Here is a 13,777-nt window from a genome sequence, read left to right on the forward strand (position 1 = left end):
ACGACGAACATTCATCCGAGACATCGGCGCATGAATATCCCTGCCGGTGGGTCGTCACGGATTGTTCGCATCGACCAACTCTCGTCAGGAACACCAGCACACAGAACGGCCCCGCGCGGTGCGTCAACACCGGCACGGGGCCTTGATCCCCAACCCTGCTACGAAGGGCGAGGACCCATGCATAAGGCTATCGGTCGCGCAGACACGGGCGACAGAAGGTCGGCAATACCCGCCGGCCCGATCGAGTCGGCCCCGTGGTCGGCACTGTCCGTCGCGACTCTCGTGTCACTGGTGCTCCGGGCACGCACGGCGGGGGGTGTCCGATGACCAGCGCCGCACTGCTTGAGCGCGCGACGGAAACCGCGCTGACCGCCGGACCCGTGACCGGCCGTCCGCTGCGCGCGGTGATCTACGCGCGGGTGTCGAGTGACCCGCACGGCCGGGGAAAGTCCGTCGCCGACCAGGTCGCCGAGTGCAAACGGGAGTGCGCGCACCGGGGTTGGCAGCTCGTCGAGATCTTCGACGGGGACAACGACCGCTCGGCCTCGCGGTACGCGACCAAGGAACGCAAGGACTACGCGCGCCTTGTCGAGTTCCTGCGCACGGGCGGGGCCGACGTTCTGATGACGTGGGAGTCGTCGCGGGCACAGCGCGACCTTGAGGCGTATCTCAGGCTGCGTGAAATTGCCGAGGGCAACGGCGTGCAGTGGTGCTACAAGGGCCGCTTGTACGACCTGTCACGGACCGACGACCGGTTCACCACCGGCCTTGACGCGCTGCTCGATGAGCGGGAGTCGGGCATCACCCGTGACCGTGTACTGCGGGGCAAGAAGACCAGCGCGGCGCAGGGTCGGCCCAACGGCCGCAAGCTCTACGGCTACGGCCGCGAGTACGACCAGCGCACTGGCGAGTTTGTGCGCTCCGTGATCCGCGAGGATCAGGCGGAGATCGTACGGGAAGCGGTCCGCCGCATCGCCGGGGGCGAGACCCTGACCGCGTTGTGCCGGGAGTTCAACCGGCGCGGGCTGGTCACCAACACCGGCAAGAACTGGTGGCCGTACACGCTGCGCGCGATGGTGACCAACCCCGGATATCTCGGTAAGCGGGTGCGTCACGGCGTGGTTATCGGCGATGCCGAGTGGCCCGCGATCCTCAAGACCGACCGACAGCGGCAGGAGTTCTACGCCTGCGTGCAGCGGCTCAACGATCCGGCGCGGAGCGTTACCCGCCCCGGCGGCGTCAAGCACATGATGACCGGGCTCGGTACCTGCGGGGTGTGCGGCGGCAAGCTCGCCGCTTCTTATCGGGCGCAGACGACCGGGCAGGACGACAAGCGGCCGACCCGTTACGGATGCCGGGGCACCTCCGTCCAGAGCGGGTTTTGCGTATCCATCCAGAAGCCCGCCCTTGACCGGTACATCTCCGATCTAGTGATCGCGCGCTTGTCACGTCCGGACGCCGCCGAGTTGCTCGCCAGCGACGCCGCACAGGCTGAGGAGGCCGCCGCGCTGCTCGCCGAGGCCGCCGAGAAGCGCGCCACCCTCGACGAGACCGCCGACAAGGTAGCGGCGGGCGAAATGACGGTGGCCATGGCCGCGCGGATCGAGGCCAAGCTCTTGCCCGAGGTCGAAGCACTCGAAGAACGCTCGCAGCAGCTCACCACCCTGCCCGTGCTGCGCGGACTCATCCGCTCGGATATCGCCGAGGTCTGGCCGGGCCTGCCCGTCGCGCAGCAGCGCGAGGTGATCAGGGCCCTGCTGGACGTCACCTTGATGCCGTCCAGCACGCAGGACCCAGAAACCGCCCGGCAGATGCGCCGCGAACTCGGCGGCCGAATCCGCGAACTCCGCAAGGAATACGGCCTGTTGGGCATGACCGCACGCCGACTCGCCGAGTTGGCGGGGTGGCCGCGCCACAAGGTCGAAAACGCCGAGGTCGGCAAGCAGACGCCCACCGCCGACGAGGTGCGCCTCTTGTGCCGCCTGCTCGACGCGGAATCCGAGGCGGACAAGCTTGTCGCCCTGATCCCCGCGCGCCGTCTGCCGACCGCCGAGCGCGTCAAGATCACGTGGAAGCACGACCTGTAGCCCCCTTCACTCACGACCGAACGGCCACGGACCCGCCCCGGGTTCGTGGCCGTTTCGCGTGCCCGGACATATGGAGACGACACCTCATGACCGACACCGCGCCGACGAGCAGCAGCGCCCGAAGCGACGAGCACGCCGACGCGATCCGGGCGTTGGTGGACGCCGCGCCGCCGCTGAGCGTGCGGCAGCGCGAGCGGCTGCGCCTGGTGTTCCAATCGCGCGCCGCGACGCCCGACGAGGTTCCGAGACCGGGCCGCGCACGGTCGCGGCGGGCAGCATGAGCCCGGCCTCGCCTGAGGCCGTCGCGCACGATGCGGTAGCCCTGTGGGCATCCGCCCAAGTGACCGCGCTGGGCACGGGCGACGCCCCCGCGTACGGCAGCCGGGCATGGTCCGCACTGCCCGCCACGGACGCCCGGCGCACGGTCGCGATCCTCACGGCCGCCGAGCAGTGGCGCCGCCACACCGTCCGCGAGACGTGGCTCGACCACCTCGCCGACACCGACCCCCACGAGTGGTTCCGCATCGTCACCGCCGAAGCGAACGCCTACGCCCGCACCATCGCGGGCGGCCTCGCCCGCCGGCCGACCGTCGCCGAGCTGGACGCCCGCCGCCGCGCCTCGACCGCCCGCGCCCGCCCCGTGACCGCTACGCCCACGTGGCCGCCCGTCGCGATCCCCGGACGGCCCGGATGGGTCCGCACCCTCACCCCCGACGGGCGACAGCTCGACCGCCCCCGCAACCACCCCCAGGAGTCCCCGCGTGACCTCGCACCGCCCCGCTATACCCGCACCGCCAGGGGGGCCGCCACCGCTTGACCCGGCGGTACGGATGCTCACCACCCCGCCCCCCTACGACGCCGAGGTAACCCCGTGGCCCGAGCCCGCGCCGCCCGCACCCCTGCCGGTACCGGAACGCCACCGCGGGCACCTGCGCATGGCGGAACGGTTCGTCGCCGAGCACACCGACCACCTGCGCCACGTGCACGGCATCGGATGGCACGAGTGGGACGGGGCACGCTGGGCCGTAGACGAGCAGCGCGCCGACATCGCCGCCGCCGTCGCCACCGTGAAAACCGCGCTCGACAATCTCGACCACCTCGGCGGGCAGCAACGCGACGCCCTGTACAAGGACATCCGCCGGTCCGAGTCGGCAACGGGCATCGAGGGAATGCTGCGTCTCGCGTCCGCACTGGAACCGATCTCCACCGCGTCCAAGGCACTGGATGCAGACCCGCACCTGTTCAACACCCCCACGGGAACCGTGGACCTGCGAGCAGGCACCGTCCGCGCGAACGACCGGGCCGACCTGATCACGAAGATGGCCGGCGGACCCCTTGCCCCGGAGCACAACGCCGAGTGGCAAGGGTTCCTCGCACGCATCCTGCCCGATCAGGAGGTACGCCGCTTCGTTCAACGCCTCTTCGGCTACGCCATGCTCGGCGAGGTCCGCGAACACGTGATGCCGATCTTCACCGGCGCCGGAGCCAACGGCAAAGGCACCCTCCGCGACGCCCTCATGGCCGCATTCGGCGATTACGCGATCGAGGTCGACCCGGCCATCCTCATGGAGTCCAAGCACGAACGGCACGGCGCCTTCAAGATGCGGCTACGCGGCGCCCGCCTCACGTTCTGCTCCGAGACCGAGAAAGGCCGGCGGTTCGCCGAAGCCACCATGAAACGACTCGTCGGCGGAGACCCGATCGAGGCCAACCTCATGCACCGCAACCCGATCACCTTCGACCCCTCACACACACTCGTCATGCTGACCAACTACCTGCCCGCCGTCTCCGGCGACGACGCGGCAGTCTGGCGGCGCATCCTGGTTGTCCCGTTCGACGTGACCATCCCCGAGCACGAACGCGACCCCGGCTTGCCCGACCGGTTGCGCGCCGCCGCGCCGTCCGTACTCGCCTGGGCACACGAGGGATGGCGCGACTACCAGACCCAGGGACTGAACCCGCCCGAGGCCGTGCGCGTCCGCACCGCCGCCTACCAGGCAGCCAGTGACGTCCTGGCCCGCTTCCTCGACGAACGCGCCCTGATCACCCCGCACGGCGCCGTCAAGGCCCGAGATCTGTTCACCGCGTGGTCACGGTGGTGCGCGGAGAACGGCGAGCAGCCCGGCAGCGAGGTCACGTTCGCCGAGTCGATGACCAAGCGCGGCCACGAGAAGAAGCGACGCAGCGCCGGACAGTTCTACCTCGGTCTCATGCTCGCCGGAACCGACGACGACAACCCCTGACCTGCCCGAATGCAGGGACATGAGGGGTTTCCCGGTTCTTCCCATACACACCCGCGTAGGAAGTTTCGGAAAACCCACCCATGCCCTGCACTCCCCCAGCACCGCACCGCCACAACACCCCCGACCAATGTCCGCGCACGCCCGGCTGTGGCCTCACGCGCGCGCGTAGAAATGGAGCCCGTTCCCATGCCCAAGCCATCCCGTCCCGCCGCCGTTGTTGCGCTCGCCCGGGGCGCCACCTCCGAGGAAGCCGCCCGCGAGTCTGGCGTGTCCGGCCGCACCGTCCGCCGATGGATGGAGGACCCCGACTTTCAGATAGAGGTCCGCGACACCCGCACCGAGATCCTCTCGACCGCCGTCGGCCAACTCGCCGCCGGCGCCGCCGAGGCCGTGACCACGCTGCGCGCGGCGCTGCACGATGCCGACGGCCGCAACCGCGTCCAGGCCGCCCGCACCCTGCTCGACGCCGTCCTGTCGCTGCGCGAATCCCTCGACCTCGAACAGCGCCTCGCCGCCCTCGAAGCGGCCGAGGACGACAAGCAGGGCCGACGATGACACGCCGCCCGACTCCACTCGCCCGCCGCCTGGGCGTCGTCGAGCACAAACGCGACGGCCGGCGCCTCATGCACGCCCACCGGCTTACCGACGGCCGCACGGTGCGCCTGTCCACCCTCGACGTACTCGGCGCCCTACATGACGGTTTCGCGCTGCGCGGCGAGCACGTCACCCAACCGCCGCCCGGCATTGTCCGCACGCTTGCTCTGCTCGACCCCGACGACGACCCGTCGCTGATGGGCCGCACCATCCGCGCCGTAGCCATCGAGTGGTGCGCCGCCTACGACGAACACCGCCCCGTGAACCTCCACCCCGACGAGCCCGAGAAGTCCGAGGGGGCCGAGGGGGCCGAGGGGGCCGAGGGGGCCGAGGGGGCCGAGGGGGCCGAGGGGGCCGAGGGGGTCGGCGGGTGAGCCGCAGCGACGCCGAGCGGCTGCTACGCGCTGACGGGTCCGTGATCGTCCCGGCCGCGGTCGCGGGTGACGTGCTGCGCGCCCTGATACGCGATCTCACGGCCCGTGTGCGCGCCGACGGAGGCGAGGTGAGCCCCGGCATCCGCGGGCTGCTGTACGCGCTGCACACGGCCGCACAGCGCGCCGACGCGTTCGATTTGGTTACCGCGCCGTTCGAGTCTGCCGCTACCGGAACCCCGGCCCGCCCGTCGGGCACGGTGGCCGTGGCCGACGCCGCCGCATTGATGGGCTGCACCCCGCGCTACGTCCGCACCCTGATCGCCGACGGCCGGCTGACCGCCGAACGCGTCGGCGCACGCGTCTGGGCCATCGACCCGACCACCCTCGACCACTACCGCCACCACCGAGGAGACACCGCAGCATGACCACCACGACCACGACGGCCGGCCGGCCCGAGGCCGCCCCCGCCACCGTGCAGGCCGAGCAGGAAGCCACCGAGGCCGAGCAGTTGCTCACCGCCCTGGAAGAACGCGTACGCGACGGAGACGAACACGTCACCGCCCAACAGCTCGCCAACGCCCGCGAGTTGGGACGGTTCGCCAAGCTGCGCGCCGAGGCAGCCCGCCGCAAGGCCGACCACGCCGCCGCCAAAGCCGCCGAGCAGGAACGCCGACGCAAGACCGAGCGCGCCCTCGCCCTACTCGCCGAGCGCAACCCGCAGACCCTCACCGCCGCATACGCCGCAGCACGTGATGCCCTCGCCGCGTTCATCGCAGCATCCGACGCATTCGACGACACAGTCACCAAGGCCGCCCACCTCCTCAGGGCCGCCGGCGCACCACAGTGCGCAGGCAGCCCGGAAGATATGGAAGGGCCGCCCGCGTCGCCGACCGCACCACGCTGGTACGCCCCCGGATACAGCGGCGCCGCCGTCAGTTTCGGCGGGGGCGACCTACGCAGCGCGGACGGAGCCGCCGCCCGCCTGGCCGTCCTGCTCGACGACCTCTCCCACCGCATCCGCCAGGCCCCGGGGCACCCGGCATTTACCCGCGCCCCCATCGACGACCAGGCCCGCCGGGCGCGCGGTTCACTCCGCCCTCAACTGCACGCCCGTGCCGCCGAGTTGGACAGGAGCGAGAAGTGAACGGGCGCGAGCACATCACCGACGACAACCGCCACCAGGCCGAGGCGGCCACGCGCCCCCGCGCCGAGCAGAGCGGCTACGTGTCGCCCGCCTACCGCCGTTGGGCCGAGCAGGTCGAGCGCGACGCCCGCCCGCCGGCCGACACCTTCACCCTGCCCACCACCGCGGCCGAGCTGGACGCCATGAGCTACGCCGACCGCGTCCGCGTCCACACCACCGACCGCGCCCTGCACGACCGGCTCACCGGCCGCACGGCCGCATGACGCCACACCCCGACCAGCCACCGAGGAGGCACCACCCGTGAACGCCACCGTTCACCGCTCCCAGTGGGACGACCGCACCCCCGACGACCGCCGCATCCCCTGGCGCAAGGTCACCGCACCCGACGCCCGATCCGGACCACTCAGCACCCATCCCGTGATGGGCGAGCAGGGCATGGTGCACACCGCCCCCTGGTGGGTCGCGGGCACCCTCTACACCGACAACGCCCGCTGGCTCACCCTCATCCACGACCAGGCCCGCAAGTCCGGTGCCGCCATCGGCGAGGAGGACGCGCCCGAGGGGCCGCCTGCCGGGCACCTCGCCGAGGTCGAGGCCATGCGCCGCTACGCCGAGCGGCACGGACTCACCCCCGCCCGCACCCCACCCCTCGACACCGACAGCCGCCCCATTCGCATCCGCACCTACTGAACTGCCCTATACCCCAACGGAGTTGACCCCGTGCCCTCGCTTACCGGCCCCGACTACATCGACGCCAACACCGCCACCCACCGACTCAAGCAGACCCGCAAGACCGACCTTGTCGAACTGCGCCGCCGCCTGGATGCCGCACTCAGCAAGGCCCGCACCTTCCGCGACCCCGACCTCACCGACGAAGCCAACCACCGCCACCGCACCGAGATGGAGCGCGCCGCCCGCAAACAGGCCGCCGCAGACCTCGACCGCATCCAGTGCGAGACCGACGCCGCCGCGACCCTGGTACGCACCGTCGCCAACAAGGCCACCGCCACACCGGCCGGCGGAGCGGCCGAGCAGCTCCTCGCCGAGACCCGGCAGGCCCGCGCGTGGGACCGCGCCCGCGCACTGCTCGACGCCGGCCGCACCCTGCCCGAGGTCATCAAGGACGCCGACCTCGACACCCTGCACGCACTCCGCGCCGAAATGCCCACCTACCTCGCCACCCAGCACACCAAACCGAGCGGCCTTGACGGCGCCGACTTCACCGAACCAGACCCCACCCGCGCCGTGCACGTCGTCGAGCACGCCCTCGCCGACCGCCTGCCCAAGCCACAAGGCGCCGCACTCCGCGCCCGCCTCGACCTCGACGCCCTCGAACCCGGCCTCCGCGAAACCCTCGCCGGACTCCGCCGCGAAGCCGACGGCACCGCCGCCCCCGACAACGGCCTGCGCACCGCCATCGCCGCCCGCCTCGCCGACCAGCAGGCCGCACCGCCCTCAGCCGCGTAGACGCCCGACACCGCCCAGGTACGACGAAACCCCGCCCGTAGAATCCGGGCGGGGCAGGCATCGGCAGCAACTCAACCGCGCGTCGGCGGGATGATCTCTGCGGGGAGGGGACCCGGAGGCAGACGGGGCGCACAGTCAGGGCAGGCATACACCATCACACCGGGACCACTCACCCGCTCGACATACCGCACCGCCACGGGAGCAACCGTCTCGCGCCCACAGCGGCAGCAGGCGGCAGTCATGCTCCCCCCGCCATACGCAGCGTGCGACTACCGGGGCGGACATGCACGCCGTGAATGGTGGACGGGCCTACGTCGATGCCGCGTAGTGCCATGTCGAGTGCCCAGCGCCGTTCGGCCTGCGCCAGGCGCTCCGCGTCGTCCGGACGCTTCTTGGGCGCGCTGAGGACGTAGGGGCGTATCGGGCTGAGGGTGTCTCGGAACGGCCGCTTCTCGGCCGCGCCTCGGGCGTACGGGCTCATGTGTGCCGGCAGCGGGCGACGGGGCTGCGGGGAAAGGGCGGGCACCGGTTCCGGCGCGGGGGTGGGAGTGGCGCGGCGCTTTCCGCGGGCGGGGAAGAGCAGCAAGCACAGGCACGCGAGGGCGTGCGCGATAAGGTCGGCCATGTTCGTCAGCTCCCTGTTAGCTGATGGGCGTCGCCCCGGTGACGGCCTGGCCGCCGTCGCTGGGGCTTTCTTGTGGGCTGACCCTAGCCCCACCTGTAAAACCCTGTAAAGGGCTGTATGAGCCTGTCAGGGGGTGTCGGGGTGTGGTCGGCCGGATACCTTCGGCCTATGGAGTACGGCCCGGATGACCAGGTGGAGCGCGACGCGCCAGAGGCGCCGTTTCAGCAGCTCGCGGGGATCTTGCGCGCACGGGTGAAGCGCGGCGACTGGAAACCCAACCGCGCCATTCCCGGCGAGAACGCCCTCGTCGGCGAGTACGGACTTTCCCGTCCGACCGTCCGCCGGGCGATTGCGGCACTGGCTGAGGAAGGGCTCGTTTACGCGGTGCCGGGGCGCGGCACATACGTAACCGAGTGGAAGCAGGGCGGAGCCACTCCGAACGCGTAAACGGCCCCGTCCGTCCGACACGGAGAACGGCGGACGGACGGGGCGGCAAGGGGGACGGGCGCCGTTCTATTCGATGGTGGCCACCCATTCGCCCCGTTCGATGCGGCACACGCCGTCGGGCTCGACGCGCACGCGGGAACCGTACAGGCCGAGACCGCCCTCGGTGTTGAGCTTGTGGCGGACGCGTTCCAATTCGCTCCACAGCCGACGGGGGCCGCCCTGGTGAACGGTCGGCGGGTCGGTCCGATGTGCCTCGGCACGGGCCCACGACCCGTCAGCGTGGACCATGTACGCCGTCTGCTGCCCGTCTGGGCCCTCTTCGTGGCGGTGCGCGATACCCGGGACGGTGAGTTCAAGCATGGTCCACAGGTCCCATGCCTCCATCACTTTCAACACGGGGTAACGGCCCGTGCTGACCTCTTCGCCCTCCTGGTTGCGGAGGTCGGCGAAGCGCTCGGCGCGGCCGGGCGGGTAGTCGTCGCCGTGGCGTGTGGTCATGAATCCGGCCCAGTCGCGTTCGACGCGGCCGACCGCGCCACCGTCCTCGGTCTTCTCAATGCCGATGATCAGGCAGGTATCGGCGATGTTGGTCACCAGCCGTCCGCCCGTGCGCAGAGCTGCAAGCAGGGTTGGCGGGATACGGGGCAGGGACACCGTGCAGACGATGCGGTCCCACTGACCGGGTAGCGGCTCCATTACATCTGCTGTCAGCGTGCGGGGGGCGGCGCCGGCGGCGGCCAGCCGTTCGGCTGCGGCCTTCGTCAGGTAGGGGTCCACGTCGATTGTGGTCACGCGCTCGTTGCCGAACCGGTGGGCGAGGAGCGCGGCGCCGTATCCCGATCCGGTCCCCACGTCGAGGATGTCCATGCCCTCAGCGGGGCGGAGGTGCCGGTACATCTGCAACGTCAGTGAAGGCAGTGTTGCCGATGAGGTGGGCAGTCCCTCGGGGTGGTCGTCGGGGTGGGCGTGGTCGGCGTGCAGGGCGCCGATGCGAGTAAGAACGGTCATGTCGCTGTAGGCGACGCGCATCCACAGGTCCGGATCGGCCGACCCGTCGGCCAGGACGGGGCCCGTCGGCTCTTTCCACCACCAGCGGGGTACGAACAGGTGCCGGGGCGTGCCCGCGACGGCGTCGCGCCAGCGGGACTGTGGGTGTGTCACTTTCTCCGCGAGTGCGGCGGCGTGCTTGCGCCAGTCGTTCAACGGTTGCCTCCCTGGTCGTGGGCGTCAGTTACGGGAACTTGGGCAGGCAGGCGGGCTGTCCCGGCTGGCATGCGGAGTCGTCGGGAGCGCATCCAGTCTGGCCGGGGGAGGGCTGGCAGGAGTCCTCGCGGGGAGTGCAGCTGTCGGGGACGCAGGCGCCGGTACCCCTCGGGATCGTCGCCATCTGATCCGCCCATGCGGACCCGGTCAGGATCTCGGCGAGGGACTGTCGTTGGATGTCGCCAGCGGTCATCCAACGGGACATGACGCACGGGGTGACGATGCCGTCGGGGCTGATGGCGGCACGGTCAGTGCCGCATCGGCCGCACAGTTCCGCCGGGTTGTGGATGTTCACGCCGGTGGTGTTGCCGTTGCCGATGGCGCGTACCCGGTCAATGCCGATGTGTCCTGTGACGCCGAGCTGTCGCAGTTCGGCGAGGGCGCCGTGGACGTTCTGTTCGTCGAGGACGTGGATGATGCCGGCGCGCAGCGGGATGCCGCGGCGGATGGCTTCGATGATGTTCGCTTTCGTGCGGGCGTAGGAGCCGCGCCCACCGGTGATCTTCTCGTGTTCGGCTGCGTTGTTGCTGTAGTAGGAGGTGGCGAGGGTGACGCCGTCGTGTTCAAACGCGTGCCACATCGAAGGGCGGATGTGGACCAGGTTGGTGAACACCTCTACCCGGATGCCCAAGGACAGGGCACGGCCGACGAGTTGGGGAAGGTAGGGGTGCAGGGTGGGTTCGCCTCCGATGTACTGCACCATCGTCACGCCGAGGCCGGCGGCCTGGTCCAGGAGCGCGAACCAGTCGTCACGGGTCATGGTGCCGTGGCTGTTCATCGGGCCCGACTGGGCGTAGCAGTGCGTCTTGCAGGTGTTCTGACACTGGCCGGTGATCTCCAGGGCAAGCGAACTGAGCATCCCTACAGGGGTGTTGGCCGGGCTGTCCATGATTGCGGTCACGGTTATGCTCTCCTTCGCGTCGTGTCGTGCATAGCGTGCCCCGTCCCGGTTGCTGCTCGACCGGCCCAAGGGTTGCGGGCGGATGATCCGCCCGGGGTGAGAGTCTGGAGGTGGTGTCCGCCCCCTGCCGGGATTCCGCACGTCCGTGGGGACGGAATGTGGATTCGTCCGGGAGGGGGCGGAGTCTTTTAGATCAGTCGGGGGGAATTCTTGGGGAGATCGAAAGGGAGCGTCCTGGTGTCGTCAGGGTGCCCGTAGTCCTTGTGGAGCCGCATGGCTTTGTGGGCTATATCGACGCCGTCGGCATTGTTGGACTTGACCGCTGTCCGCATCTGTTTGCGCAGTGCGGCGCACTGTACGCAGGCTGTGGAGTCCACTTGCCCGCTTCGCGGTAGCGCCAGATTCAGCAATTGTTGTACGGACATTGCTTACTCATTTCCCGTGTTGTCTTAGCGCTCACACCAGAGTCACAAGCGGCCGGAAAGGGCGAGCGCCGGAATCAGCGCGGACACGATGATGACGACGCTGACAAATGCGGCCCACCCATACCGGCCAATCAGGCGCACCGGTCGTGACGGTGGTCTTGGCGTTGCGTGCCTCCGCGCGCCTCGCGGAATGTGGGCCACGCCCGACGCTCGATCCAGCGCCCCGCCGTGCAGCGTCCGCCATCCCCCGGGACCGCCCTCGTACGGGGTGCTCGCGAAAGGATCGGCGGGAGGCTCGGGCGGTTCTGTGGCGGACCCCTGTGCCGTCACAGCTTCCGCCCCAGGGGACCGAGGCGACGCCGGCTCTCGCAGTCCGCACGGATGCGCTCGCGCAGCTCGGCAAGGGTCGGGCTGTCTTGGCCATCCGCCCGACTCGTCGCAGCCTTGAGCGAACGGTTCAGGTCGGGGCAGCCACATGGAAGGAAGTTGGCGGGCAACTGCCCCGCGAGGTCGCGGCTCACGTTGTGCCCTTCCGGTCCGTGGCGCGCATGTGGGGGTGCTGCTGGATGATCTCGGTGTAGCTCTGAACACCACGAGCATCACCTCGTGCCCACGCTGTGGACCGGCCTCGCTTGGCTGCGTAGCAGATGCGGCAGACGTCCACGGAGGCAGGGCCGACGCCTGAGCCGCGCACTGCCGGGGCCTTGTGATCACTCATCGGTCAGCCGCCTTTGCAGTCCGGCCTCAACACCCTTGAGTACGCCCCTGGTCGCCATGGCATATCCGGTACGCGGTACCCACTCCGGGGCCAGTCGCCAGAACGCGCCGGCACCGATCAGCACGCTCAACCGGTTCGCATGGGAGTCGAGTTGAGGTTCGGGGGGAGTGCACTTCCGGGGCAAGTTTCGCTCCTCTCCGTAGTAGCTCCACTACCGAGGAGGCTCAGCGTGGCCTACAGTCAGCCCGTCTTCAACCTGCGTGATGTGAGTGGGGAGTTGGTACCCAGATGGTGAATCGCAAGGAGCTGAACCCTGACGAGTCGCCCGGTGCGCGCTTCGGGGTGCGTTTACGCATGTTGCGGGACGAACGCGGCTGGACGCAGGACGAGCTAGCGAGGCGCACGGGGGTTTCCCCCACGCACATTTCAGCCGTTGAAACTGGTCGTCGCCCCCCAACTACTCGCTTCGCAGGTAGTGCCGACCGGGCGTTCGGCACAGGGGATCGGCTCGAACGCCAGGGGCGAGCCGCACGGGACAGCGCGATACTGGAGGGATTTCCCGAGTTCGTCGCTCAGGAGGTATGCGCGGCTGAGATCAGGCTCTTTGAACTGGGAATCGTCCCCGGCTTGCTCCAGACTCCGGAGTACGCCGCCGCCATCACCACGGGCGCTGTGCGACGGGGTGCGATCACGGAGCAGCAGGCAGAGGAACGGCTAACGCTTCTCGCGCGGCGGCAGGCGTCCTTAGATCGGACTCCCGCGCCCCTGGTCTACGTGGTTCTTGACGAGAGCTGCGTACGGCGCGTGGTGGGCGGTCCCCAAGTGATGTCGGCCCAGCTTGACCGGCTTGCCGCGTTGGCCGAGCTGCCATCCACGGTTGTCCAAGTGGCGCCCTTCGATCTCGGGGAGCGGCGGGCGTTCGACCTGCCGGTTACGCTGCTCACCCTCACCGATCGATCCCATATCGCGTACGCCGAGTCTGCGCAACAAGGAAGGTTGGAGCGCGATATGAGGTTCGTACAACCTCTGCTGACGGCCTACCATCTACTACAGGCCGAAGCGCTGCCCCAAGCAGCATCCGTGGCCGTGATCGAGCAGGTACGAAAGGGCACCCCGTGACGACGACCGATTCCCTTCGCTGGTTCAAGTCCTCCTACAGCAGCAACGGCGGCCAGTGCATCGAGGTCGCCACCAACCTCGTCGTCTCGCGCGGCGTCGTCCCCGTCCGTGACAGCAAGGACCAGAACGGCCCCGCGCTCACCTTCGAGACGGCCGCTTGGTCATCGTTCGTCGGCGCCGTCAAGGACGGGGAGTTCTCCGCCTGAGCCCCCGCGCCACCCCGGAGTGACCGGCCCTCGCTGAGCAGCGGGGGCCGTTGTCGTGTTGGCACATGGAACAGCGACCACGCCACGCCTCCGCTGACCTGCGAATCTGAGCCACGACACGGCACGTCAGTACCGGGTGGTTGACAGCAAGGGTTAGCAACGAC

The 13,777-nt window shown here is 69.8% G+C and carries 19 protein-coding genes; 14 read left to right on the plus strand and 5 right to left on the minus strand.

The genetic code is table 11. The features are described from left to right. The first annotated feature begins 323 nt into the window (after positions 1-323). The 11 genes from ACLJWH_RS41415 to ACLJWH_RS41465 all read left to right on the plus strand — a co-directional run bounded on the left by ACLJWH_RS41415 (position 324) and on the right by ACLJWH_RS41465 (position 7,909). Positions 324-2,087 (plus strand): recombinase family protein, encoded by a 1,764-nt coding sequence (locus tag ACLJWH_RS41415; RefSeq protein WP_411146983.1) that lies wholly within the window; start codon positions 324-326, stop codon positions 2,085-2,087. An 86-nt stretch (positions 2,088-2,173) separates the two neighbouring features. After that, on the plus strand, positions 2,174-2,368 hold the full coding sequence (locus tag ACLJWH_RS41420) for a hypothetical protein (protein WP_411146984.1): 195 nt from the start codon (positions 2,174-2,176) through the stop codon (positions 2,366-2,368). Continuing rightward, positions 2,365-2,904: a hypothetical protein gene (locus ACLJWH_RS41425; protein ID WP_411146985.1), complete on the plus strand. Its 540-nt coding sequence runs from the start codon at positions 2,365-2,367 to the stop codon at positions 2,902-2,904. The genes ACLJWH_RS41420 and ACLJWH_RS41425 overlap by 4 nt, the downstream gene beginning before the upstream one ends. 13 nt (positions 2,905-2,917) lie before the next feature. Continuing rightward, a complete protein-coding gene (locus ACLJWH_RS41430) occupies positions 2,918-4,330 on the plus strand; it encodes a phage/plasmid primase, P4 family (protein ID WP_411146986.1) in 1,413 nt (470 codons plus the stop codon). A 186-nt stretch (positions 4,331-4,516) separates the two neighbouring features. Continuing rightward, positions 4,517-4,885, plus strand: coding sequence for a hypothetical protein (locus ACLJWH_RS41435; RefSeq protein ID WP_411146987.1), 369 nt, complete (start codon positions 4,517-4,519; stop codon positions 4,883-4,885). After that, positions 4,882-5,298: a hypothetical protein gene (locus tag ACLJWH_RS41440; protein WP_411146988.1), complete on the plus strand. Its 417-nt coding sequence runs from the start codon at positions 4,882-4,884 to the stop codon at positions 5,296-5,298. The genes ACLJWH_RS41435 and ACLJWH_RS41440 overlap by 4 nt, the downstream gene beginning before the upstream one ends. Then, entirely contained in the window at positions 5,295-5,723 is a 429-nt protein-coding gene (locus tag ACLJWH_RS41445) for a hypothetical protein (protein ID WP_411146989.1), read from the plus strand. The genes ACLJWH_RS41440 and ACLJWH_RS41445 overlap by 4 nt, the downstream gene beginning before the upstream one ends. After that, positions 5,720-6,442 (plus strand): hypothetical protein, encoded by a 723-nt coding sequence (locus ACLJWH_RS41450; RefSeq protein WP_411146990.1) that lies wholly within the window; start codon positions 5,720-5,722, stop codon positions 6,440-6,442. Before ACLJWH_RS41445 ends, ACLJWH_RS41450 begins: the two co-directional genes overlap by 4 nt. Next, a complete protein-coding gene (locus ACLJWH_RS41455) occupies positions 6,439-6,705 on the plus strand; it encodes a hypothetical protein (RefSeq protein ID WP_411146991.1) in 267 nt (88 codons plus the stop codon). Before ACLJWH_RS41450 ends, ACLJWH_RS41455 begins: the two co-directional genes overlap by 4 nt. 37 nt (positions 6,706-6,742) lie before the next feature. Further along, positions 6,743-7,132 carry a hypothetical protein gene (locus ACLJWH_RS41460; protein ID WP_411146992.1) on the plus strand — a complete coding sequence of 130 codons (390 nt, stop codon included), beginning with the start codon at positions 6,743-6,745 and terminating at the stop codon, positions 7,130-7,132. Positions 7,133-7,162: 30 nt separating this feature from the next. Next, positions 7,163-7,909: a hypothetical protein gene (locus ACLJWH_RS41465; RefSeq protein ID WP_411146993.1), complete on the plus strand. Its 747-nt coding sequence runs from the start codon at positions 7,163-7,165 to the stop codon at positions 7,907-7,909. Positions 7,910-8,147: 238 nt separating this feature from the next. On the opposite strand, the gene ACLJWH_RS41470 is transcribed toward ACLJWH_RS41465, so the two are convergent. Then, the gene (locus ACLJWH_RS41470; RefSeq protein WP_411146994.1) at positions 8,148-8,534 is read right to left on the minus strand and encodes a hypothetical protein; all 387 of its coding nucleotides are present in this window, start codon (positions 8,532-8,534) and stop codon (positions 8,148-8,150) included. A 168-nt stretch (positions 8,535-8,702) separates the two neighbouring features. Here ACLJWH_RS41470 and ACLJWH_RS41475 point away from each other — a divergent pair, with 168 nt between their 5' ends. Beyond that, on the plus strand, positions 8,703-8,981 hold the full coding sequence (locus tag ACLJWH_RS41475) for a GntR family transcriptional regulator (RefSeq protein WP_411146995.1): 279 nt from the start codon (positions 8,703-8,705) through the stop codon (positions 8,979-8,981). A gap of 66 nt (positions 8,982-9,047) precedes the next feature. Here the strand turns inward: ACLJWH_RS41475 and ACLJWH_RS41480 are convergent, their stop codons facing one another. From ACLJWH_RS41480 to ACLJWH_RS41495, 4 genes are all read right to left on the minus strand, one after another. Beyond that, positions 9,048-10,184 carry a methyltransferase domain-containing protein gene (locus ACLJWH_RS41480; protein ID WP_411146996.1) on the minus strand — a complete coding sequence of 379 codons (1,137 nt, stop codon included), beginning with the start codon at positions 10,182-10,184 and terminating at the stop codon, positions 9,048-9,050. A 28-nt stretch (positions 10,185-10,212) separates the two neighbouring features. Beyond that, on the minus strand, positions 10,213-11,145 hold the full coding sequence (locus ACLJWH_RS41485) for a radical SAM protein (protein ID WP_411146997.1): 933 nt from the start codon (positions 11,143-11,145) through the stop codon (positions 10,213-10,215). A 188-nt stretch (positions 11,146-11,333) separates the two neighbouring features. Further along, positions 11,334-11,522, minus strand: coding sequence for a hypothetical protein (locus ACLJWH_RS41490; RefSeq protein ID WP_411146998.1), 189 nt, complete (start codon positions 11,520-11,522; stop codon positions 11,334-11,336). Positions 11,523-12,280: 758 nt separating this feature from the next. Beyond that, entirely contained in the window at positions 12,281-12,472 is a 192-nt protein-coding gene (locus tag ACLJWH_RS41495) for a hypothetical protein (protein ID WP_411146999.1), read from the minus strand. 104 nt (positions 12,473-12,576) lie between these two features. Between ACLJWH_RS41495 and ACLJWH_RS41500 the strand changes: the two genes are divergently transcribed. Next, positions 12,577-13,407 carry a helix-turn-helix domain-containing protein gene (locus ACLJWH_RS41500; protein WP_411147000.1) on the plus strand — a complete coding sequence of 277 codons (831 nt, stop codon included), beginning with the start codon at positions 12,577-12,579 and terminating at the stop codon, positions 13,405-13,407. Then, positions 13,404-13,613, plus strand: coding sequence for a DUF397 domain-containing protein (locus ACLJWH_RS41505; protein ID WP_411147001.1), 210 nt, complete (start codon positions 13,404-13,406; stop codon positions 13,611-13,613). The genes ACLJWH_RS41500 and ACLJWH_RS41505 overlap by 4 nt, the downstream gene beginning before the upstream one ends. The last annotated feature ends 164 nt before the right edge of the window (positions 13,614-13,777 follow it).

This window comes from Streptomyces sp. x-80, from assembly GCF_046549095.1.
Classification (GTDB): domain Bacteria; phylum Actinomycetota; class Actinomycetes; order Streptomycetales; family Streptomycetaceae; genus Streptomyces; species Streptomyces celluloflavus.

Bases quoted from the DNA above. Each gene is read 5' to 3' on its own strand.
- ACLJWH_RS41415 (WP_411146983.1), top strand. From the start codon at position 324: ATGACCAGCGCCGCACTGCTTGAGCGCGCGACGGAAACCGCGCTGACC.
- ACLJWH_RS41420 (WP_411146984.1), top strand. From the start codon at position 2,174: ATGACCGACACCGCGCCGACGAGCAGCAGCGCCCGAAGCGACGAGCAC.
- ACLJWH_RS41425 (WP_411146985.1), top strand. From the start codon at position 2,365: ATGAGCCCGGCCTCGCCTGAGGCCGTCGCGCACGATGCGGTAGCCCTG.
- ACLJWH_RS41430 (WP_411146986.1), top strand. From the start codon at position 2,918: ATGCTCACCACCCCGCCCCCCTACGACGCCGAGGTAACCCCGTGGCCC.
- ACLJWH_RS41435 (WP_411146987.1), top strand. From the start codon at position 4,517: ATGCCCAAGCCATCCCGTCCCGCCGCCGTTGTTGCGCTCGCCCGGGGC.
- ACLJWH_RS41440 (WP_411146988.1), top strand. From the start codon at position 4,882: ATGACACGCCGCCCGACTCCACTCGCCCGCCGCCTGGGCGTCGTCGAG.
- ACLJWH_RS41450 (WP_411146990.1), top strand. From the start codon at position 5,720: ATGACCACCACGACCACGACGGCCGGCCGGCCCGAGGCCGCCCCCGCC.
- ACLJWH_RS41470 (WP_411146994.1), bottom strand. From the start codon at position 8,534: ATGGCCGACCTTATCGCGCACGCCCTCGCGTGCCTGTGCTTGCTGCTC.
- ACLJWH_RS41475 (WP_411146995.1), top strand. From the start codon at position 8,703: ATGGAGTACGGCCCGGATGACCAGGTGGAGCGCGACGCGCCAGAGGCG.
- ACLJWH_RS41500 (WP_411147000.1), top strand. From the start codon at position 12,577: ATGGTGAATCGCAAGGAGCTGAACCCTGACGAGTCGCCCGGTGCGCGC.